General features: G+C 65.0%; 20 protein-coding genes and 1 pseudogene. 6 read left to right on the forward strand and 15 right to left on the reverse strand.

From position 1 onward, the window contains the following. Positions 1-124: 124 nt before the first annotated feature. The 3 genes from M1D78_RS02700 to M1D78_RS02710 all read right to left on the reverse strand — a co-directional run bounded on the left by M1D78_RS02700 (position 125) and on the right by M1D78_RS02710 (position 1,951). Complete coding sequence (locus M1D78_RS02700; protein WP_437422502.1) at positions 125-802, reverse strand: urease accessory protein UreF; 678 nt, start codon at positions 800-802, stop codon at positions 125-127. Next, a complete protein-coding gene (gene ureE / locus M1D78_RS02705; RefSeq protein WP_243604012.1) occupies positions 802-1,302 on the reverse strand; it encodes an urease accessory protein UreE in 501 nt (166 codons plus the stop codon). The genes M1D78_RS02700 and ureE overlap by 1 nt, the downstream gene beginning before the upstream one ends. 166 nt (positions 1,303-1,468) lie before the next feature. Next, a complete protein-coding gene (locus M1D78_RS02710) occupies positions 1,469-1,951 on the reverse strand; it encodes a GNAT family N-acetyltransferase (protein ID WP_243604512.1) in 483 nt (160 codons plus the stop codon). Between the two features lie 271 nt (positions 1,952-2,222). Between M1D78_RS02710 and M1D78_RS02715 the strand changes: the two genes are divergently transcribed. From M1D78_RS02715 to M1D78_RS02725, 3 genes are all read left to right on the forward strand, one after another. Continuing rightward, positions 2,223-3,095, forward strand: coding sequence for a DMT family transporter (locus M1D78_RS02715; protein WP_437422102.1), 873 nt, complete (start codon positions 2,223-2,225; stop codon positions 3,093-3,095). 94 nt (positions 3,096-3,189) lie between these two features. Next, positions 3,190-4,053: an isocitrate lyase/PEP mutase family protein gene (locus M1D78_RS02720; RefSeq protein WP_437422101.1), complete on the forward strand. Its 864-nt coding sequence runs from the start codon at positions 3,190-3,192 to the stop codon at positions 4,051-4,053. Positions 4,054-4,111: 58 nt separating this feature from the next. After that, entirely contained in the window at positions 4,112-5,269 is a 1,158-nt protein-coding gene (locus M1D78_RS02725; protein WP_437422100.1) for an MFS transporter, read from the forward strand. Between the two features lie 15 nt (positions 5,270-5,284). Here the strand turns inward: M1D78_RS02725 and M1D78_RS02730 are convergent, their stop codons facing one another. Then, positions 5,285-6,004, reverse strand: a complete 720-nt coding sequence (locus M1D78_RS02730; protein WP_243604008.1) for a TorF family putative porin — start codon at positions 6,002-6,004, stop codon at positions 5,285-5,287. A gap of 317 nt (positions 6,005-6,321) precedes the next feature. Here M1D78_RS02730 and M1D78_RS02735 point away from each other — a divergent pair, with 317 nt between their 5' ends. Then, entirely contained in the window at positions 6,322-6,588 is a 267-nt protein-coding gene (locus M1D78_RS02735; RefSeq protein WP_437422099.1) for a DksA/TraR family C4-type zinc finger protein, read from the forward strand. Between the two features lie 18 nt (positions 6,589-6,606). Here M1D78_RS02735 and M1D78_RS02740 read toward each other — a convergent pair whose 3' ends face one another. The 7 genes from M1D78_RS02740 to M1D78_RS02770 form a co-directional block, all read right to left on the reverse strand. Continuing rightward, complete coding sequence (locus tag M1D78_RS02740; protein ID WP_437422098.1) at positions 6,607-7,788, reverse strand: GAF domain-containing sensor histidine kinase; 1,182 nt, start codon at positions 7,786-7,788, stop codon at positions 6,607-6,609. A 97-nt stretch (positions 7,789-7,885) separates the two neighbouring features. Next, positions 7,886-9,358, reverse strand: a complete 1,473-nt coding sequence (locus tag M1D78_RS02745; RefSeq protein WP_437422097.1) for an NCS1 family nucleobase:cation symporter-1 — start codon at positions 9,356-9,358, stop codon at positions 7,886-7,888. Between the two features lie 767 nt (positions 9,359-10,125). Next, positions 10,126-11,826, reverse strand: coding sequence for an urease subunit alpha (gene ureC / locus M1D78_RS02750; protein WP_437422096.1), 1,701 nt, complete (start codon positions 11,824-11,826; stop codon positions 10,126-10,128). A 162-nt stretch (positions 11,827-11,988) separates the two neighbouring features. Next, a complete protein-coding gene (locus M1D78_RS02755) occupies positions 11,989-12,294 on the reverse strand; it encodes an urease subunit beta (RefSeq protein WP_243604003.1) in 306 nt (101 codons plus the stop codon). Next, positions 12,291-12,845, reverse strand: coding sequence for a GNAT family N-acetyltransferase (locus tag M1D78_RS02760; RefSeq protein WP_423706022.1), 555 nt, complete (start codon positions 12,843-12,845; stop codon positions 12,291-12,293). Before M1D78_RS02760 ends, M1D78_RS02755 begins: the two co-directional genes overlap by 4 nt. Positions 12,846-12,856: 11 nt before the next feature. Continuing rightward, positions 12,857-13,159, reverse strand: coding sequence for an urease subunit gamma (gene ureA / locus M1D78_RS02765; protein ID WP_003283033.1), 303 nt, complete (start codon positions 13,157-13,159; stop codon positions 12,857-12,859). Positions 13,160-13,227: 68 nt separating this feature from the next. Next, positions 13,228-14,061 carry an urease accessory protein UreD gene (locus M1D78_RS02770; RefSeq protein ID WP_437422095.1) on the reverse strand — a complete coding sequence of 278 codons (834 nt, stop codon included), beginning with the start codon at positions 14,059-14,061 and terminating at the stop codon, positions 13,228-13,230. Positions 14,062-14,569: 508 nt separating this feature from the next. Between M1D78_RS02770 and M1D78_RS02775 the strand changes: the two are divergent. Together M1D78_RS02775 and M1D78_RS02780 are read left to right on the forward strand one after the other, a co-directional pair. Further along, positions 14,570-15,163: pseudogene (locus M1D78_RS02775) on the forward strand (cache domain-containing protein); the annotation flags it as partial. 471 nt (positions 15,164-15,634) lie between these two features. Beyond that, entirely contained in the window at positions 15,635-16,333 is a 699-nt protein-coding gene (locus tag M1D78_RS02780; RefSeq protein WP_457933571.1) for a methyl-accepting chemotaxis protein, read from the forward strand. A gap of 39 nt (positions 16,334-16,372) precedes the next feature. Here the strand turns inward: M1D78_RS02780 and M1D78_RS02785 are convergent, their stop codons facing one another. From M1D78_RS02785 to urtC, 4 genes are all read right to left on the reverse strand, one after another. Continuing rightward, positions 16,373-17,134, reverse strand: coding sequence for an SDR family oxidoreductase (locus tag M1D78_RS02785; RefSeq protein ID WP_437422093.1), 762 nt, complete (start codon positions 17,132-17,134; stop codon positions 16,373-16,375). 152 nt (positions 17,135-17,286) lie between these two features. Next, positions 17,287-17,985 carry an urea ABC transporter ATP-binding subunit UrtE gene (gene urtE, locus M1D78_RS02790; RefSeq protein WP_437422092.1) on the reverse strand — a complete coding sequence of 233 codons (699 nt, stop codon included), beginning with the start codon at positions 17,983-17,985 and terminating at the stop codon, positions 17,287-17,289. A 165-nt stretch (positions 17,986-18,150) separates the two neighbouring features. Continuing rightward, positions 18,151-18,996 carry an urea ABC transporter ATP-binding protein UrtD gene (urtD, locus tag M1D78_RS02795; RefSeq protein ID WP_437422091.1) on the reverse strand — a complete coding sequence of 282 codons (846 nt, stop codon included), beginning with the start codon at positions 18,994-18,996 and terminating at the stop codon, positions 18,151-18,153. Continuing rightward, the gene (urtC, locus tag M1D78_RS02800; protein WP_437422090.1) at positions 18,993-20,072 is read right to left on the reverse strand and encodes an urea ABC transporter permease subunit UrtC; all 1,080 of its coding nucleotides are present in this window, start codon (positions 20,070-20,072) and stop codon (positions 18,993-18,995) included. Before urtC ends, urtD begins: the two co-directional genes overlap by 4 nt. Positions 20,073-20,110 lie beyond the last annotated feature (38 nt).

Raw genomic sequence — 20,110 nt, forward strand, 5'->3', positions numbered from 1 at the left:
AACGGCTTCGCGGCCGAGGTCCCTTTGCATGGGCTCCGTGAATACAGTAGGTCGCATGGGAGCGCGGGCTCGCGGGCAGTGCTCGTTCCGCCTGATGCGAATGGCGGAGGCGGCGTTGGTCTGATCATGACCTGAACAACCGACTGTACTGCCGCTCGTGCCCCATGCTGGCCAGCACCAGTCCAAACGGCAGGCTCCCCCAATCCTCGGGCGTCCGGTCGGTGGCGATGCGAGCGGCCTGGTCGAGGCTTGGCAGCAAGGCTGACGTCAGCCGCTGGGCCGCCTGCTGCCCCAGGGGCAGCGTTTTCATCAGCACCGCCAGCTGGTTCTCCAGCCAGCCCCACAACCAGGCGCTCAACGCTTCCCGCGGCGATATCTGCCAGGCGCGGGCGGCGAGCGCCCAGGTCAGCGCCAGACCGGGTTCGGGGGTGCGGGCAAGCAGCGCGCGGGCAGGGGCGTCCAGTTCCGGCAGGCCGTCTAGCAGTTGGCCGAGCGAGTAACCCATCTGCCGGCTTTCCAGCTGCAGTTCGCGAGTTTCACGACTGGCGCGGTGGCGCTCGGCGAGTTCAGCAAGGGCGGGCCAATCCTCGCGGGCGGCCGCTTCGCAGTGCGCCAGCAGAAGCGGCGCCTCGAAGCGCGCCAGGTTCAAGAGCAGTTGATCCTCGAGCCAGGCAGCAGCCTGTTCGGCGGTGGCGACCAGACCCTGCTCGACCGCCATTTCCAGACCCTGCGAGTAGCTGTAGCCGCCGATCGGCAGCTGCGGGCTGGCCAGGCGCAGCAGGCCCCAGGCCGCACCGTTGATCACGGGCGCACTCCGAACTGGTGCAGACGAGGGGCGTAGCTGAACTCGGCCTCGCCCGCGTGGGAGTGATGGTGGCCGCCGCCATAGGCGCCATGTTCGGGCTGGAAGGGCGCCTCGATGGCTTCGACCGTGGCGCCAAGCTGCAGCAGCATGTCCTTGAGCACGTAGTCGTCGAGCAGGCGCAGCCAACCGTCGCCGATCTGCAACGCCACGTGGCGGTTGCCGAGGTGATAGGCCGCGCGCGTCAGCTCGAAGGCGCTGGCGCAGGTGACATGCAGCAGGCGCTCCGGGCGCGCGCGCACGCGGACGATGCGGCCGTCTTCGGCCTCGAGAGACTCGCCATCGCGTAGCGGCGGCTGGCCGCGCTCGAGGAACAGGCCGACGTCCTCGCCCGTCGTGGTGAAGCAGCGCAGGCGCGACTTGCTGCGTGCCTCATAGGTAAGCAGGAGTTCGGCGTCAGCCTTGGCATGCGTCTGTGTACGGCGATGAATGACCAGCATGGGCGCGGCAGTTCCGGTTGTGCGTTCGGCACAAGCAGAGCAAGGCGCTTGCCAACCTGCGTTGGCAAAGGCGTCGCGCCGGCTGCGGGGCTGGCCGTGCCTGAAAATGGGGCTCAGGCCGCATCATGATGGTGCGTCAGCTATGTGGTCGCACCATCAGGGTGCGTCAATGCAGGGCGCGCACCATGTAAACCGCGGGGAGGCGATAGCTGGCGAGGTTATCAACCTGGCGCGGTTCGAGTTCGGTATGGGCGCTGTAGCCCAGGCGCGACCAGAAGGCTTCGGATTCCTGCACCGAGACCAGTGCCGAATAGCGGATCTGCTGGCGGCTGGCCTGCTCCAGGTTGCGGCTCACCAACGCCGGGCCGATGCCACGGCCGGCGGCGCGGCGCGAGACGGCCAGGTCGTGCAGGTAGAGGCAATCGGCTTCGGGGTACTGTTTGAAATCGCCGTCCAGCGGGGTGACCTTGCCGACGCGCGAGTGATAGGCGAACAGATAGGCGCAGACGCCTTGTTCGTCTTCGGCCACCCAGGCGAGTCGCGGAAAGGCAGCGAGACGGTCGCGGATGACCGCTTCATCCTCGAGGATTTCGGCGGCGTAGGATTCTTCCTGAATCGACATCACGGCAGGGATATCGCGCACCTGCATCGCGCGTAACTTGAACATCAGACAAGACTCGGATTGACGCGGCCGTTGCTATGGCGGCGCGCGCGGGGCGGCGATCATACGCGATAGTCGAGCGGCTGGAGCGGTACCCGACGGAATGATCGCGATTACACCCGAATGGCATGACCGTTTCGCGACACGACGGCCACGGTGAAGGGCGATCGTCTGGTCGGCTCGGCTCATGTGACGACTGACGAAACACGGATTTAGGCGCATAATTCTTAGGTAGCTACCTATCGTCGCGGTTTACCAATTGAACAATTCCCACCAGCCCCTGCTCGGCGTGCTGCTCATTCTGGTGTCCTGTCTGACTCTGGCTTCGCACGATGGCCTGTCCAAACACCTGACGCAGCTCTATCCGGTATTCCTGGTTATCTGGGCGCGCTACATGGCGCAGACGACCCTGATGCTTGCCCTGTTCACGCCGCGCATGGGACGGCGCGTCTTCCAGACGCTGCGTCCGACTCTGCAGATCTGCCGCGGCCTGAGCCTGGTCAGCGTCAGCATGCTGTTCATCAGCGGGTTGAGCTACATCCCGCTGGCCGAGGCCACCGCCGTCATCTTCCTCACGCCATTGCTGGTCACCATCGCCTCGGCGCTGTTGGGCGAGCAGGTCAGCCGCGCTCAGTGGCTGGCGGTAGGCTGCGGGCTGATCGGCGTGATGATCATCGTGCGCCCGGGCGGCGCGCTGTTCACTCCGGCGATCCTGCTGCCCTTCGGCGCCGCGGTCAGTTTCACGATCTACCAATTGATCACCCGCCGGCTCAGCGCGACAGACCATCCGGTGACCAGCAATTTCATCACCAGCCTGGTGGGCAGTCTGGTCATGAGCGTGCTGGTGATCTTCAACTGGCAGACGCCGTCTCTGCATGACGCCGTGATGATGGCGGCGCTCGGCGCCATGGCCATGAGCGGGCATCTGCTGCTGACCAACGCGTTCCGCTTCGCCAGTGCAGCCGCGCTGGCACCCTTCACCTATGCGCAGATCATCTTCGCCGGTGTGGTGGGCCTGATCGCGTTCGGCCACACGCCGGATGCTGGTGCCATCACCGGGATGGCTGTGATCATTGCCAGTGGGCTGGTCATGGCGTACGTACAGGGGCGGCAGCCACGCGCGCCGCTTTGATTCACCGTGGTGTGCCGCAGGCCCGCCGCAGAGCTTTCAACACTAGACCAGACAAGGGCGAAGACCCTTGCGTGCGACTCAACAGGACGGACACATGCAACGACGCTCTCATCACACCCTGCGCCAGGACTTCCGCAAGTTGCTGGCCTCGGACCGCTGTTATCACACCGCCTCGGTATTCGATCCGATGTCGGCCCGCATCGCTGCCGATCTCCAGTTCGAGGTCGGGATTCTCGGTGGCTCGGTCGCCTCGCTGCAGGTACTGGCTGCGCCCGACTTCGCGCTGATCACCCTCAGTGAGTTCGTCGAGCAGGCCGCGCGCATCGGCCGCGTTTCGCGACTGCCGATCATCGCCGATGCCGACCATGGCTACGGTAATGCGCTGAACGTGATGCGTACCGTGGTCGAGCTCGAGCGCGCCGGGATTGCCGCGCTGACCATCGAGGACACCCTGTTGCCGGCCAAATTCGGCCGCAAGTCCACCGATCTCATCGGTATGTTCGAGGCGGTCGGCAAGATTCGCGCGGCGCTGGAGGCGCGCATCGACCCCGAGCTGTGCATCATCGCCCGGACCAACGCCGGCGTGATCGGCCTGGAAGAGGTGATCGCGCGCGTGCAGGCCTACGAGGCGGCCGGGGCGGACGCGATCTGTCTGGTCGGCATCGAGAATTTCGAGCAGCTCGAGCAGGTCGCCGAAAAGCTCAAGGTGCCGCTGATGCTCGTCACCTACGGCAATCCACAATTGCGCGACAACGAACGCCTCGCCCGGCTGGGTGTGCGCATCGTGGTGAACGGCCATGCCGCCTATTTCGCCGCGATCAAGGCGACCTACGACTGCCTGCGCGAGCAGCGCCAGATCGACGCCTCCGACCTCAACGCCTCGCAGCTGTCGGTCAAGTACTCGACAGCGGAGGAGTACATGGTCTGGGCCGAGGAATACATGCAGGTCAAGGAGTGACCGCTGCGGCGGCGGCTCGCCCCGGCCGCCGCGACCATTGCCGTGCTTGGGAGACCTGATGAGCCCACGTCTACTGACCTTCATGGTCGCCTTCGCCGCCTTTCTCGGCCCCTTCACCCAGACGGTCTACACGCCGATCCTGCCGGAGCTCGGCACCGCGCTGCGGACCACGCCGTTCCTGATCAACCTGAGCATTTCGATCTTTACCTTCGTGCTCGCCTTCATGCAGATCATCTATGGGCCGCTGGTCGACCGCACCGGTCGCAAGCGCACCCTGCTGGCGGGTCTGGCGGTCTACGTCGTCGCCTCGATGGGCTGCTTTCTGGCCAACAACATCGAAGTGCTGCTGGCCTTCCGGGCGTTGCAGGCGGTGGGCATCGCCGCCGGTGCGGTGGTGGCGGTCACGGTGATCGGCGACCGCTTCGAAGGCGCCGCGCGGGGCCGTGCAATGGGCTCGTTCCAGATGATGGTGGCGCTCGGTCCGGTCGCCGGGCCTGTGGTGGGTGGCTTCGTTGGCGAGCACGTGGATTTCCACTACGTGTTTCTGCTGCTGGCGATCGTCGGTATTGGGGCGCTGACGAGCAATGCGCTCTGGCTGCAGGAAACCCGCCCCGCCGGCGGGCCGCCGCGCGCGTTTCACCCGGTGCAGTACCTCGAGGTGCTCGGCAATCGCCAGGGTCTGGCGATCATGCTGCTGAGCTTCGTGCAGTACTACGCGTTCTATAACTACTTGGTGTTCATGCCGCGGATCCTGGACGCCCGCTACGGGTTGAGCGCCAGCGAGAAGGGGCTGGTATTCCTGCCGCTGTCGATCGCGGTGGTGATAGGCAGTTTCGTCGGCGGGCGGCTGCTCGGCCATTGGCGGCCACGACCCATGCTGCTGATCACGGCGCTGCTCAATGCGCTCAGCCTGATGCTGTTCCTGGCGGTCGCTCAGTCATCGCTCGCCGCGCTGGTCGTGGCGGTCACTGCGTTCGGGCTGTTTCTCGGGTTGTCGCTGCCGGTGCAGACCAGCCTCTTGATGGACCTGTACCACGAGAACCGAGCCACGGCCGTCGGCAGCTACAACTTCTTCCGCTTCATGGGCATGGCGACCGGGCCGGTGCTGGGCTCGTGGCTGTTCCAGGACGGCAACCTGGGCCTGCTCTACGGGTTCGCCGCAGCAGCATTCCTGCTCGCTGTCGGCCATGCGCAGCTGCGTTTTCGCCAGGGCTGATGACCGGCCGGGCGCTTAGAAAAAGGCGCGCTCGGCCTTGAACATCATGAACCCTTCGCAATAGGCGTTCTGTCCCGAATAGACGCCGCATTGCGCGCCCTGCAGGTTCGAGTCGGAATAGGACAGGTCCAGCTTCACCCCGAGCAGCTGCCGGGACAGGCTCAGCGACCAGTCATTGAACGTTCGCAGGCTGCCGCCGTTGTAATACAGCGGGTTGTCCACTGAGTGGGTGGCGTACTTCAGACGGACCCCGACGTCGAAAGGGCGGACCGAACCCAGTTCGATAAACAGGGTGCTGTCGGTGCGCCCCAGTGCGCTGCTCAGTGCGCCGCCCAGCCGGCTGCTGCCCAGGTTGAAGCCCGCGTAGTATTCCTCGCGGTCCCAGGTGTCGATTTCCGGGAAGCTGTAGCGGATCACCCCCAGCTCATAGCCGGGCGAGTCGTCCATCCGAGGCTGCGCGTAGCCGACGTAGCTGTTGAGCTCCAGCTGGCTGCCGTCCAGAAGCCCGACGCTGGGCGACCACTGGCCGACATACACTCCGCTCTCATGGGTGAGGTCCAGCCCACCCCGGAACGTGCTGGCCGTGGCTGGCTGAACCAGCCCTTGGGCCATGCTGCGTGTCGGCGCCGTACCGAGTTTGAGGTCGAATTGCCCGACCTCCCGTTCCATGACTTCTGGCTGGCTGGCGCAACCGCCCAGGGCGATGACCAGCGCGATCAGGTATCTCTTGTCCATAATTCCGCTTCACGGGTCAGGTGTGTCTGGTAGGCCGACCAGCGACGACCATGAGCGGGCGAGGCCGTGCCAGAGCGCTCCAAGCGCCCGCCGAGACACGGCCTTCCCTTCACTTCGGCTCGAAGGATAGCCAAAGCCCTTTTCCGGCGAGCCCCACTCGTCGATTTGGCGCCAGCAAACCGACAAGCGGTGCCGGTGTGCTGGCGGTACGTATTTGCGGCACTTGATTTCAGCGGCTGGTGAACCTGTCCGGCCCAGGGTCGATCAGAGAAAGGTAGAGACCTGTGAGAAGGCCCTGTCGGGCCGAGGAGGGTGCGATGGCTACCGGTTGGGCTAACGAGGGGGCTGTGCAGGACCAGATCGACAGCACGCTCGAGGACGCCGTGCAGCGCGCGCGCAGTCGGCTCGGGCATGGCGAGAGCCTGCAGCGTTGCGAAGCCTGTGACGAACCCATTCCAGAGGCACGACGCGCGGCCGTTCCCGGCGTTCGGCTGTGCATCCGCTGTCAGGCGGAGCAGGACAAGCAGGACGCCAGATTCAGCGGGTACAACCGGCGCGGCAGCAAGGACAGCCAGTTACGTTGACTGCCCCGCGCCAGCGCATCAGGGCCCGCTTAGAGGCATCCTGAACATGAAGGTGGTGCCCGCTTCGGCCGTCGAGGCGACCTGCATCTCCCCGCCGTGGGACTGCGCGATTTCGCTGGCAATGTACAGACCCAGCCCGAGCCCGGATTGCGGGCTGGTTTCCTCACGCCAGTAAGGCTGGAACAGCTTGGCCAGGCGATCCGGCGCAATGGGTTGCCCGGCGTTGCTCACGCAGAGCAGCAGTTGATCGTCTTCGATCTTTGCGGTCACCTCGATCGTCCCCTCGGGCGCGCCGTGCACCAGGGCGTTCGCCAGCAGGTTCGAGAGCAGCTGGCCGAGGCGATCGGCGTCACAGCGAACGCCCTCCAGCGGCCCGATGTTCGCCTGGATCCTGCGGTGCGGGTTGGCGCTTTGGAGTTCTTCGACGATATGGCCCAAGGCGCCGCGCAGGTCGTCACAGGGGCTCAGGTTCAGCGGTATGCCCTTGCCGAGCCGGCCCCTGGCGAAGTCGAGCACATCGTCCACCAGCCGAGCGGCGCGATGGCTGGCGGTCAGCATGTGGCCAGCAATGCCGAGCACGGTGGGGTCGCTGGAGCGGCGCTGCAGCAACTGGGCGCCGGACATGATTGAGGAGAGCGGGTTACGCAGGTCGTGCCCGAGCAGGGCGATGAATTGCTCGCGCAATTCGGCCGTCTGCCGCGCATCGAACAAGGCGGCCTCGGTCGCCTCGAAACGCGCCTCCGACTCCAGCTGCATGGCGAGCAGTCTGGCGAAGGATTCCATCATCGGCAGCACAACCGCTTCCGACAGCTTTGCCGGAAGCGGGTCCAGCGCGCATACCGTGCCGAAGAAGCTGCCGTCCGAGCGGAAGATTGGTGTGGAAATGTAGCTCTCGAAGCCGTACAGCCTGGGCGTGTGATGATTGCAGTAGCGATCGTCTTCGCTCGCCTTGCTGATGATGATGGTCTCGTGTGAGGAGTGGATCTCGTGGCAGAGCGTGGTCGTGACGTCCAGCTCGCCGCCGACCTCGAGGCCGAAATTTATCTTGTCGAGTACCGCGCAGGCCGTCCATGAGTCCTCGGTGACACGGGCCACCGCGGCGAAGCGCAAGCCGGTCGTGTCGCAGATGACCTGGAGAATCGCCGGTACGGCGCTGATACGGCCGATGGCCGAGATATCGTCGATGACCGATCGGTTCATGGAGCGGGTCGTTGTGCCATACGGATGGCTGGGCACTCTAGCATGCGTCACCCGACAAACGCACCGAGCCCACGCGCGGTTGGCCCGGTGCGATCGGTTACAGCTGGGACGTCGCGGTGGGCGTGGCGCTGACCGGCAGGATCTGCTTGCGCATCAACAGGTAGTGCAGCACGGCCCCGAACAGCGCGCCCAGCAGCCAGGCGAAGCCCGACAGGCTTTCCAGGCCCGGCGTCCAGACCGAGGCGACGGAGAAGATCGAGGCGATGCCGAAGGCGATGATCGCCTTGCGGTTCCAGCCAGCATTGAAATAGTAGGTCGAACCGGGTTCGGCGCTGAACAGCTGTTGCACATCCAGTCGCTGACGGCGAACCAGGTAGTAGTCGGCCACGATGATGCCGTACAGCGGCGCCAGCACCGCACCCAGGGTGTCCACGAACGCGGCGATGCCCACCGCGCTGATGAACGAAACCCACAACGCACCGATGAAGAAGGCAATCGCGGCAGTGATGAAGCCTCCCGTGCGTGCGCTGATGCGGGCGGGTGACAGGTTGGCGATGTCGTAGGCCGGCGGGATGAAGTTGGCGACCAGATTGATGCCGACTGTCGCGGCGAAGAAGGTGATGGCGGCGATGAGCGTCAGGCCCACATGATCGATCCGCGCCACGATATCGGTCGGGTTGGTCAGCGTCTCGCCGAACACCACCACGGTGCCGGCGGTGATCACCAGCGCGATCAGCGAGAAGAACGCCAGGCTCACCGGCAAGCCCAGGAAGTTTCCGATTCGCATCTGACGCTCGGTTTTGACGAAGCGGGCGAAATCGCCGTAGTTGATCACTACTGCCGCGAAGTAGGCGACCATGGTGCCGACAACCGCGGCGAACGCTGCAACCGGCCCGCCTGCGTAGCTGCCGGTGCCGCTGAAAATTCCGCCCAGCGCGCCAGCGAGGCTCGGGCCGGCCTTGTAGCAGATGGCGATCATCATCGCGATCATCACCAGATATACCAGCGGCCCGGCCCAGTTCAGAAACCGCGTCACCCAGTCCACGCCACGTACGAACAGCGCGACCTGAAAGGCACAGACCAGCACGTAGGCGACCCAGTCGACGGTCGTCAGGCCCAGCAGCGTCGCCTCGGAGCCTGGACCCGTGAGGGTGCGGATCAGCAGGGCCACGGCGGTCGAGGCGAAATAGGTCTGCACGCCGTACCAGAAGATCGCCACGATGCCGCGCACCATGGCCGGGAAGTTCGCACCGCGCACGCCCATGCTGGCGCGGGCCATGACCGGGAAGGGGATGCCGTACTTCACGCTGGGCTTGCCGGTCAGCTGCACCAGGCCCATCACGATGAAGCCGGCCAGCACGATCCCGGCAAGCACGGCCCAGCCGTTCAGGCCGTAACTGATGAACAGGGTCGCGGCCAGCGTGTAGCCGAACAGGCTTTGAATGTCGTTGGACCAGACGTTGAAGATTTCGAACCATCCCCATTTGCGTTTGCCAGGCGCGAGGGGCTCGAGGTCGGCGTTGTGCAGGGTCGGATCGGGGTGTGGCAGGGTCAAATCCTGATCGTTCATGGCGAGCGCTCGTGTGCAAGGCTGGTTCTGTCAGCTGTATGCAGTTTGTGTACCGCACCAGCGTTCCCTTGAAGCGTTCCGCGTACTGCACACGTCGCGAAAGGCTGCGTGCCGCCCCGTCTGTCCGCCGGAAGGCAACGGTTTCAGCCTAGATCACGCTTGGGCAAGGTGCCGGATTTATGTATACAACTCGCGTGGCGGCAGGCACAGCACTTGCCGGCGCGCGCGGCCAGAATGCCCCGTTGTGCTGCATCTGCCGTCGGAGCGTGCAGTCATGGTGCGCCGATGGCCGCCGGAGCGGCTGGGCGAATAAATTCGCCCCTACAGGACGTACGGCCGAGCCATGCCCCGCCACACCAACCCGATGTCGCGAATTCATTCACCCGCGTTCAACGCGCGTCAGGCCCGAAAAGGCCCAACCAACCGAATGGAACCTTTGTAGGGGCGAATTCATTCGCCCGCATTCAACGCGCGTCACGCTCCGAAACGGCTCAACCAGCCGAATGGAATCCCGTGTAGGGGCGAATTTATTCGCCCGCGTTCAACGCACGTCACGGTCCGAAAAAGGCCCAACCAACCGAATGGAACCCTTGTAGGGGCGAATTCATTCGCCCGCGTTCAACGCACGTCACGCTCCCGCAACGGCTCAACCAACCGAATGGAATCCCCGTGTAGGGGCGAATTTATTCGCCCGCGTTCCAGCGCACGACAGGGCGCATCTGGTCCGCAAGTTGAGCGCGCCCTACCCGCGTTACCGCGCTAGCCGATCAGAACAGGAAATACCGCTGCGCCATCGGCAGCACGTCGGCCGGCTCGCACCAGAGCAGCTGGCCATCGGCGCGCACCTGATAGTTCTGCGGGTCGACCTGGATGTCCGGCGTGTAGTCGTTGTGGATCAGGTCCTTCTTCTGCACCTGGCGGCAACCCCGGACCACACCGATCTTCTTCTTCAGGCCTAGCTGCTCCGGCACGCCGGCTTCGAAGGCGGCCTGGCTGATGAAGGTGAAGCTTGACGCATGCAGTGAACCGCCGTAACTGGCGAACATCGGCCGGTAGTGCACCGGCTGCGGCGTCGGGATCGACGCGTTGGCGTCGCCCATCAGGCTCGCGGCAATGGCGCCGCCCTTCAGAATCAGGCTCGGCTTCACGCCGAAGAACGCCGGGCGCCAGAGCACCAGGTCGGCCCACTTGCCCACTTCGATCGAGCCCACCTCGTGGCTGACGCCGTGGGTGATCGCCGGGTTGATGGTGTACTTGGCGATGTAGCGTTTGGCGCGGAAGTTGTCGTTGCCCGCGCCGTCGCCCGGCAGGGCGCCGCGCTGCTTCTTCATCTTGTCGGCGGTCTGCCAGGTGCGGGTGATCACCTCGCCGACGCGGCCCATGGCCTGGCTGTCGGAGCTGATCATCGAGAACGCGCCGAGGTCGTGGAGGATGTCCTCGGCGGCAATCGTTTCGCGGCGGATACGGCTCTCGGCGAAGGCCACGTCCTCGGCGATGCTCGGGTCCAGGTGGTGGCAGACCATGAGCATGTCTAGGTGCTCGTCGATGGTGTTGCGGGTGAACGGCCGGGTCGGGTTGGTCGAGCTGGGCAGCACGTTGGCAAAGCCGCAGGCCTTGATGATGTCCGGCGCGTGACCACCGCCGGCACCTTCGGTGTGGTAGGTGTGGATGGTGCGGCCCTTGAACGCGCCGAGGGTGGTCTCGACGAAGCCGGATTCGTTCAAGGTGTCGGTATGGATCGCCACCTGCACGTCGTACTGGTCCGCCACGGAGAGGCAGTTATCGATGGCCGCCGGCGTGGTGCCCCAGTCCTCGTGCAGCTTGAGGCCGATGGCACCGGACTTGACCTGCTCGATCAGCGGTTCAGGCAGCGAGGCGTTGCCCTTGCCGGTGAAGCCGATGTTCATCGGGAAGGCGTCGGCGGCCTTGAGCATCATCGCCATATGCCAGGGGCCGGGCGTCACCGTGGTGGCGTTGGTGCCGGTGGCAGGTCCTGTGCCGCCGCCAATCATGGTGGTGACGCCGCTCATCAGCGCCTCTTCGATCTGCTGCGGGCAGATGAAGTGGATGTGCGAATCGATGCCGCCGGCGGTGAGGATCATCCCTTCGCCGGCGATGACTTCCGTGGCCGCGCCGATGGCGATGGTCACGTCGGGCTGGATATCCGGGTTGCCGGCCTTGCCGATGGTGGCGATGCGGCCGTCCTTCAAGCCGACGTCCGCCTTGACGATGCCCCAGTGGTCGAGGATCAGCGCGTTGGTGATCAGCGTGTCGACCACGTCTGCGGCGCACAGCTGGCCCTGGCCCATGCCGTCGCGGATCACCTTGCCGCCGCCGAACTTCACTTCCTCGCCGTAGGTGGTGAAGTCTTTTTCGACTTCGATCCACAGGTCGGTGTCGGCCAGGCGCACCTTGTCGCCGACGGTGGGGCCGAACATGTCGGCGTAGGCTTGGCGGGATATCTTCATGGCTGTTCCTTGATGCCTCGGCGCGAACGGTGGCTGCCGGTGGTTCGTTCATGGGCGAATGAATTCGCCCCTACGTATTGCGTCGACGCTGCGGGATGTTCGGCACCGAACCTGTAGGGGCGAATTTATTCGCCCGCTCGTCGAACCCCTGGACCGACTCGCTCACAGCGCGCCCATCACCCGCCCGGCGAAGCCGAATACTCGGCGCTCGCCGGCCAGCTCGACCAGTTCCACCTCGCGGCTCTGTCCCGGTTCGAAGCGCACCGCGGTGCCGGCCGGGATGTTCAGGCGCATGCCGCGCGTGGCGGCGCGGTCGAAGGTGAGGGCGTCGTTAGTTTCGAAAAAGTGGTAGTGCGAACCGACCTGGATCGGTCGGTCGCCGCTGTTGGCCACGGAGAGGGTCAGGGTGCGGCGGCCGGCGTTGAGCTCGATGTCGCCGTCCTGGATCTGGTATTCGCCGGGAATCATGGTTTCGATGTCCTGTTCAGGGTCAGTTGCATCATGGTCAGGTCCAGCCAGCGGCCGAACTTGCAGCCGACCTGGCGCATCTGGCCGACATGGATGAAGCCCAGTTGCTGGTGCATGTGCACCGAGGCGCGGTTCTCGCTTTCGATGAAGGCGACCATCACGTGCTTGTCGAGCATGCGGGCGCGCTCGATCAGTGCCTGCATCAGGCTACGGCCGATACCGCTGCCGCGATGGTCGGGGCTGACGTAGACCGAGTTCTCCACGGTATGGCGATAGCCGTCGTGAGGGCGCCAGGGGCCGAAGGAGGCATAGCCGGCCACCTGTCCCGCTTCGTCGATAGCCACCAGCACCGGGTAGCCCTGCGCGTGACGCTCGGCCAGCCAGGCCTGGCGGTTGGCGAGGTCGACGGTGCGGTCGTTCCAGATCGCCGTGCTGTTCTCTACCGCGTCGTTGTAGATCTGCAGGATGCCTTCGAGGTCGGTGTCCAGGGCGTCGCGTATCTGCACGTTGGTTTCCTTCAAGAACGGTTCAAGGTCGTGGGCAGTAGACATTGACCGATATTTCAGGCGATTGGTTGATGCACCGTGACCAGCTTGGTGCCGTCCGGGAAGGTCGCCTCGACCTGGATCTCCGGGATCATCTCCGGCACGCCCTCCATCACCTGTTCGCGGCTGAGCAGGGTGGTGCCGTAGTGCATCAGCTCGGCGACCGTCTGGCCGTCGCGCGCGCCTTCGAGCAGCGCGGCGGAGATGTAGGCCATGGCCTCCGGGTAGTTGAGCTTCACACCGCGGGCCAGCCGGCGCTCGGCCACCAGGCCGGCGGTGAAGATCAGCAGCTTGTCTTTTTCTCTGGGTGACAGGTCCATAGCGATTCCACGTAGTGTTCATTGGCACGGGCGAGGGTAACGGCAAGGCCGGCTCGCCGGTGAGGCTGTCAGGTGCTCCATATCCGCGGCGCCAGCGCTTCGCGGCCGAGCAGCGCCGGGCGCAGTCGCTGCCAGAGCGCGATCATCCAGGCGCGTGCTTCCAGCGTTTCGCCGGCCAGGCAGCGTGCAACGACCAGGCCGGGCAACTGGGTCAGGTCGCCGCGCACAGGTGTCTTCAGGTCGCGGCAGACGTCGAGCACATCGGTGTCGAGCGTGCCAGTGACGATCAGGGTGCCGAAAACCGGTTGGCCGGCGAGGCCGATGGGCGAATCGAGCAGGCGGTCGCCGCCTTCGATCGCCTGGCGTTCATGCCAGAGCAGCTGGTCGTCGCGGCGAATGTCCAGCGCGGCGCGCAGCCGGCCACAGTCGAACCGCTCCGCACAGGCGGGGCGGCCAAGGGCGACGATGTCCCAATAGAACAATCGCGCGTCGCCTTCCAGATCGATGCGGGTGCGCAGTTCCGGCTGCGCGCCGGCGTAGACGATGGTCTCCTGCGGCAGCCACTCCAGCGTCGCGCCGGCCTGCACACGCAGGTCGAGGGTCTGATGGGCCGGGCTGGCAGCGCGATACCACTTGGCGGCGCCGGGGCTGGTGAGCTGCGCCCAGGCACCGTGGCCAACTTCCGCATGAATCGCCAGGCGATCGCCCCCGGCGATGCCGCCAGGAGGGTGCACGACAATGTGCTGACAGACCTCGGGGCCCTCGGGGTAGAGGTGCTTCTGCACCCGCAATGGGCCGTTGTGACGACGGCGGACCGGGCGCGTCGCCTGGCCGAGCCGTGCGTAGCCGAGGTCGAGCTCGGCCAGCCAGTGCGGGGTGAAGATCGGGGTCAGTGAAGTCATACGCGGTCGCGTGTCTGGCGTTCGGTCTAATGCGGTCAGCAATAGTCGTGCCTGTGCGCCGTGGCGGTGCACAAATGGCGCGGAGCAGCCTGACCGCCGTCAATGGGCGTCGAGGGGAATCGGCATAACTGCACCACTAGCGCGCATTTCGCGTAAGTGTGCTCGTTTGTGGGGCGCAAGTGCCTTCTGTCGGATGCTCCAGGCAAGCCGACGAATCGATTCAAGTCGCTGCGCTTGGTGCCGTTAACCGGCCAACTTTTCGTGGAGTTGCAGTATGTCGATCATTCCTACCCGGATCGCCTCCCGTATGACGCTGGGCGTCCTTGTCCTGCTGATGCTGACGGCACTGGCGATCTATACGGTCATGGCGCTCGGCGGCAAGCCGCGCCTGCTCGCCGCCGGTAGCGCCGCCGCGCAGCAATCGACCGCGGCGCTGGCGCGTCAGCTGGCCTTGCAGTTGTCGCGTATCGAAGGAACCACCGCGGCCATCGCACATCTGGCCGAGGTGATGCCCAACGATGAAGCCCTGGCCCGGGTGACCCTGCCCCGGGTTGTCGACGGCCAGGGCGATGCCGCCATCGCCGGTGGCGGTTTGTGGCCGGAGCCAGGCGCCTTCACTGCGGGCGTGGAGCGGCGCAGCTTCTTCTGGGCGCGCAATGCCACCGGCGGGCTCGACTATTCCGACGACTACAATGCGGCGCAGACCGCGCCCTACCACGGCGAGTCCTGGTACAGCGGTGCGCGCTCGGCACCGGCCGGGCGCTGCCTGTGGTCCGACGGTTACGAGGACTCGGTCAGCGGCGTGGTAATGACCACCTGCAGCGTGCCCTACCAGCGTGACGGTATATTCGCGGGGGTCGCCACCATCGACCTCAAACTCGACGGGCTGGCCCAGTTTCTCCAGGCCAACGGCAATGTCACCGGCGGCTACGCCTTTGCAGTGGATCGGGCTGGCAACCTGCTGTTTTTCCCACAGGCCGGCGCAGCCAAGCGACTGCCGAGCCTGGCCGACCTGGCCAAGCAGCAGCCCTCCCTGGTGCCGGTCGTCGAGGCACTGGGCAACCGCAACGCCGCGCACGGCGCGCTGTTCCTGCCAAACGACGAGCGTTTGGGTGGCGCCGGTTACGTCACGCTCGAGCCGATCCAAGGCACGGGCTGGTGGGTCGGCCTGGTCACGCCTGAAAGCCAGGTCACTGGCCTTGCCGACGAGCTCACCCTGGAAATGTTGTTGCTCCTCCTGCCGCTGCTCGGCCTGCTGCTCGGCCTGGCCTGGTTCGCTGGCAAGCGTCTGCTGGCGCAACTGGACGAAACCACACTGCAGATCGAACGCCTCGGCGAGCAGGGCAGTGCGGCTAACGAACTGGAGATCCACCGTGCCGATGAGCTCGGCGCGCTGCGTGGCGCCGTGAACCGCTACGCCGGCTCGTTGCGGCAGATGCTGCGGCGCATCGCCGAGGAATCCAACCATCTCGAGCGGCAGGCTGCGGAGCTGGCGCAACTGTCCGTTGGCCTGGCCGAACGTGCCGAGGCGCAGCGTCTGGACAATACCCAGCTGGCCACCGCCATCACCGAAATGTCCGCCAGCGCGGCGGAAGTGGCGCGCAATACCACGGACTGCTCCGATACCGCGCGCCATTCGCTGGATGCCGCTGAGCGGGGGCGCGAACAGGTCCAGCGCAACAGCCAGGCGATCGCCGGTCTTGCCGATGACATCACCGGCGCGGCGACGGCGATCACCCAGTTGGGCGTGGACATCGAACAAGTCGGCAGCGTGCTCGAGGTGATCAAGTCGATCTCCGAACAGACCAACCTGCTTGCACTGAATGCGGCCATCGAGGCGGCGCGCGCCGGGGAGCAGGGCCGGGGCTTCGCCGTGGTCGCCGACGAGGTCCGCACCCTCGCGGCACGCACCCAGGGCTCGGCGAACGAAATTCAGCAGATGATCGTGCAACTGCGGCAGGCGTCCGGCCAGGCCGTGGCGACCATGCAGACCGGCGCCAACCGCACTACTGACGCCGTCGAACAAGCCGCTGGCGTCGCCGGCACCCTGGGCGACACCGTCGCCAGCTTCGATGACATCGCCCAGCGCGCCCAGCAGATCGCCGTGGCGGCGCAGGAGCAGAGCCATGTGACACAGGAAATCAACGAACTGGCCGTTCGCATCCATGCCGCGAGCGAGGAGGGCGCGCGGGATGCGGCCAGCCTGCGCGAACTCGGCCAAGGCATGCAGGCAATCTCCCACCGCCTGGCCGGCATGAGCCGCGGCGCGTGACATCGAGGGCGGGCGCTGGTGCGTCCGCCTTGTGCCGGCTCAGGCGTCGCGGTCGATATTGAAAGGCGACCAGGCTTGGCGGGTCGGCATCACTTCGAGGCGGTTGATGTTGATGTGATCGGGCAAGGTCGCGACGTAGAAGATCTGCTCGGCAATATCTTCGGCAGTCAACGGGGTGGTGCCGCGGTAGAGCTTGTCCGACGCGTCCTGGTTGCCCTTGGTGCGGACCAGGGTGAATTCGGTCTCGGCCATGCCCGGGGCAATGTCGGTCACCCGAACACCGGTGCCCAGCAGGTCGCAGCGCAGGTTGTAGCTGAACTGCTCGACGAAGGCTTTGGTCGCGCCATAGACGTGGCCGCCCGGGTAGGGCCAGTGGCCGGCGACCGAGCCGATGCTGACGATGCTCGCGCCTTTGCCGGTTTCGATCAGGCGCGGCAGCAACGCGTGGGTGACGTTGACCAGCCCTGTCACGTTGGTGTCGATCATAGTGTGCCAGTCTTCCAGCGCGACCTTTTGCGCGGGCTCCGGCGCCAGGGCCAGGCCTGCGTTGTTGACCAGCGTTTTCACCTCCCTAAAGCCTTCGGGCAGTTCGGCGACCACCTGCTTCACTGCCTCGGCATCGCGCACATCCAGCGCGGCGATGTGCACCGGGACCTTACTCGACAATTCTTCCTTCAGCGCCTCCAGGCGATCCACGCGGCGCCCGGTGAGTACCAAGGCCCAGCCAGCTTCGGCGAAACGGCGGGCGGTGGCGCGGCCGAAGCCGGATGTCGCACCCGTGATGAAAACCACGTTGTTCATGCAAGGACCTCATATCTGTACGGATAAGCGGGCCGCTAAGGCCGGTCTGCCGAAGCTTACTGCGCTGCGGCGATCGCGGCAGCATACAGTTGACCGCAAGAAGTGCTCAGGTCGCCCTCAACGACGCTTGTCACCGCCCCGCGCTGCGTGGCTCAGATCGCCACTAACCGTTGCACCCCCTCGGCTTCCATGTCCGCGCCACGGCCTTGCTGAATAATCTCGCCGCGGCTCATCACCAAGTACTGGTCGGCCAGTTCGGCCGCGAAGTCATAGAACTGCTCGACCAGGAGAATCGCCATGTCACCGCGGGCGGCGAGCTTCTGGATGACGACGCCAATCTCCTTAATCACCGATGGCTGAATGCCCTCGGTAGGCTCGTCGAGGATCAGTAGGCGCGGGCGACTGGCCAAGGCTCGGCCGATAGCAAGCTGCTGTTGCTGGCCGCCGGAAAGGTCGCCGCCACGGCGATGCTTCATTTCCTTGAGTACCGGAAACAGCTCGTAGATGAACGCCGGCACTTCCTTGGCTTCCTTGGCGCTAAAGCGGGACAGGCCCATCAGCAGGTTTTCTTCGACGGTCAGTCGGCCAAATATTTCCCGCCCTTGCGGAACGTAGGCGATACCGGCCTGCACCCTTTGGTGCGGCTTGAAGCCCGTGATGGGTTTGCCTTCCCATTCGACCTGGCCTTCCTTGGCCGGAATCAGGCCCATCAGGCACTTGAGCAGGGTGGTTTTTCCCACCCCGTTGCGTCCGAGCAGGCAGGTGATTTCGCCGATCGGCACTTCGAACGAGAGGCCGCGCAGGATGTGGCTACCGCCGTAGTACTGGTGCAGTTGCTGGACTTGCAGCATGTGCGACTCCTTCACTTGGTGGATAAGCCTCTGGCGTTATCCACCCTACGATTAGGTTTGCGTTGATGCGGGCATGGGCGTTTGGCGGGCGTAGGGTGGATGACGCTTTACCCATCCACCGTGATGCCCTCGGTGAATGGCGCCAGTCATCTCCCTGTGAACGGCTTACCGCCCCAGATACACCTCAATCACCCGCTCATCCGCTTGCACCTGCTGCAGCGAACCCTCGGCCAGCACCTGGCCTTGATGCAGCACGGTGACGTGGTCGGCAATGGTGTCGACGAAGCCCATGTCGTGCTCGACGACCATCAGCGAATGTTTGCGTGCAAGCGACCTGAACAGCTCAGCGGTGAATTCGGTTTCGGCATCCGTCATGCCGGCCACCGGCTCGTCGAGCAGCAAGAGCTGCGGCGACTGCATCAGCAGCATGCCGATCTCGAGGAACTGCTTCTGCCCGTGGGACAGCAGCCCGGCCGGACGATGACGCGACTGGCCGAGGCGGATGGTCTCCAGCACGTCGTCGATACGGTCTTTCTGTTCGCCGTTGAGTTTGGCCTTGAGGCTGGCCCACACCGATTTGTCGGTCTTCTGCGCCAGTTCCAGGTTCTCGAATACGGACAGCGCTTCGAATACCGTGGGTTTCTGAAACTTGCGACCGATGCCTGCCTGGGCGATCTCGACCTCGCTCATGCGAGTGAGGTCGAGGGTATCGCCGAAATAGGCGCTGCCGCTGTCTGGTCGGGTCTTGCCGGTGATGACGTCCATCATGGTGGTCTTGCCGGCGCCGTTGGGGCCGATGATGCAGCGCAGCTCCCCCATGCCGATGTACAGGCTGAGGTTGGTCAGTGCCTTGAAGCCATCGAAGCTGACGCAGATATCTTCAAGACTGAGGATCGTGCCGTGGCGAGCATCCAGGCCTTGGGTTTTCATACGGCCAAGGCCAATGGCATCTCGGCCACTTCCTAGTGCATCGGCCGTTTCGATCAGTTCGGGTACGGGTGCGGTCTTCATCCTTCGCCCCTCCGGCGCAGTAGTCCGATGACGCCTTTTGGCAGGTACAGCGTGACGATGATGAACAGCGCACCGAGCGCGAACAGCCAGTACTCGGGGAACGCCACGGTGAACCAGCTCTTCATGCCATTGACGATACCGGCGCCGAGCAGCGGGCCGATAAGCGTGCCTCGGCCGCCGAGGGCGACCCAGACGGCGGCTTCGATGGATTGGGTCGGTGCCATTTCGCTGGGATTGATGATCCCCACCTGCGGCACGTAGAGCGCACCGGCCAGCCCGCAAAGCACCGCGGATAGCGTCCAGATGAACAGCTTGTAGCCGCGCGGATCGTAGCCGCAGAACATCAGCCGGTTTTCGGCATCGCGGACCGCAGTCAGTACCCGGCCGAACTTGCTCCACGCAAGCGTCCAACCCAGTAACAAACTGCCGGCAAGCAGCGCCACCGTGGCGAGAAAGAGCGCTGCGCGGGTGGCAGGGGCGGTTATGTCGAACCCAAGGATGCGACTGAAACCAGTAAAGCCGTTATTGCCCCCAAAACCCGTCTCGTTGCGAAAGAACAGCAGCATGCCGGCGAAGGTCAGCGCCTGGGTCATGATCGAGAAGTACACCCCCTTGATCCGTGAGCGGAAGGCGAAAAACCCGAACACAAAAGCGAGCAGGCCCGGCACCAGCACGACCAGGCACATCGCCCAGAGGAAGCTGGACGTGCCATACCAGTACCAGGGCAGCTCGTTCCAGGCGAGGAAGCTCATGAATGCCGGCAGGCCGTCACCGGCGCTCTGGCGCATCAGGTACATGCCCATGGCGTAGCCACCGAGGGCGAAGAACAGGCCGTGGCCGAGGGACAACAGGCCGGCGTAACCCCACACCAGGTCCAGCGCCAGGGCGACGATGGCGTAACAGAGAATCTTGCCCACCAGCGTCAAGGTGTAGGCCGAGACATGGAAGGCGTTGTCGGCCGGCAACAGGTGCAGCAGCGGCATGGCCAGCAGGATGGCGAGTGCCAAACCGAGGGCAACGACGGTCAGTGTCGGGCCAGCTTTTTGTGCGGCGGTAACGGTGAGTGGCTGGTTCATGAGTGACGCTCCTGCCGCAGGTTGATGACAGGGATGCC

The sequence above is a fragment of the Pseudomonas sp. SA195 genome, assembly GCF_054131565.1.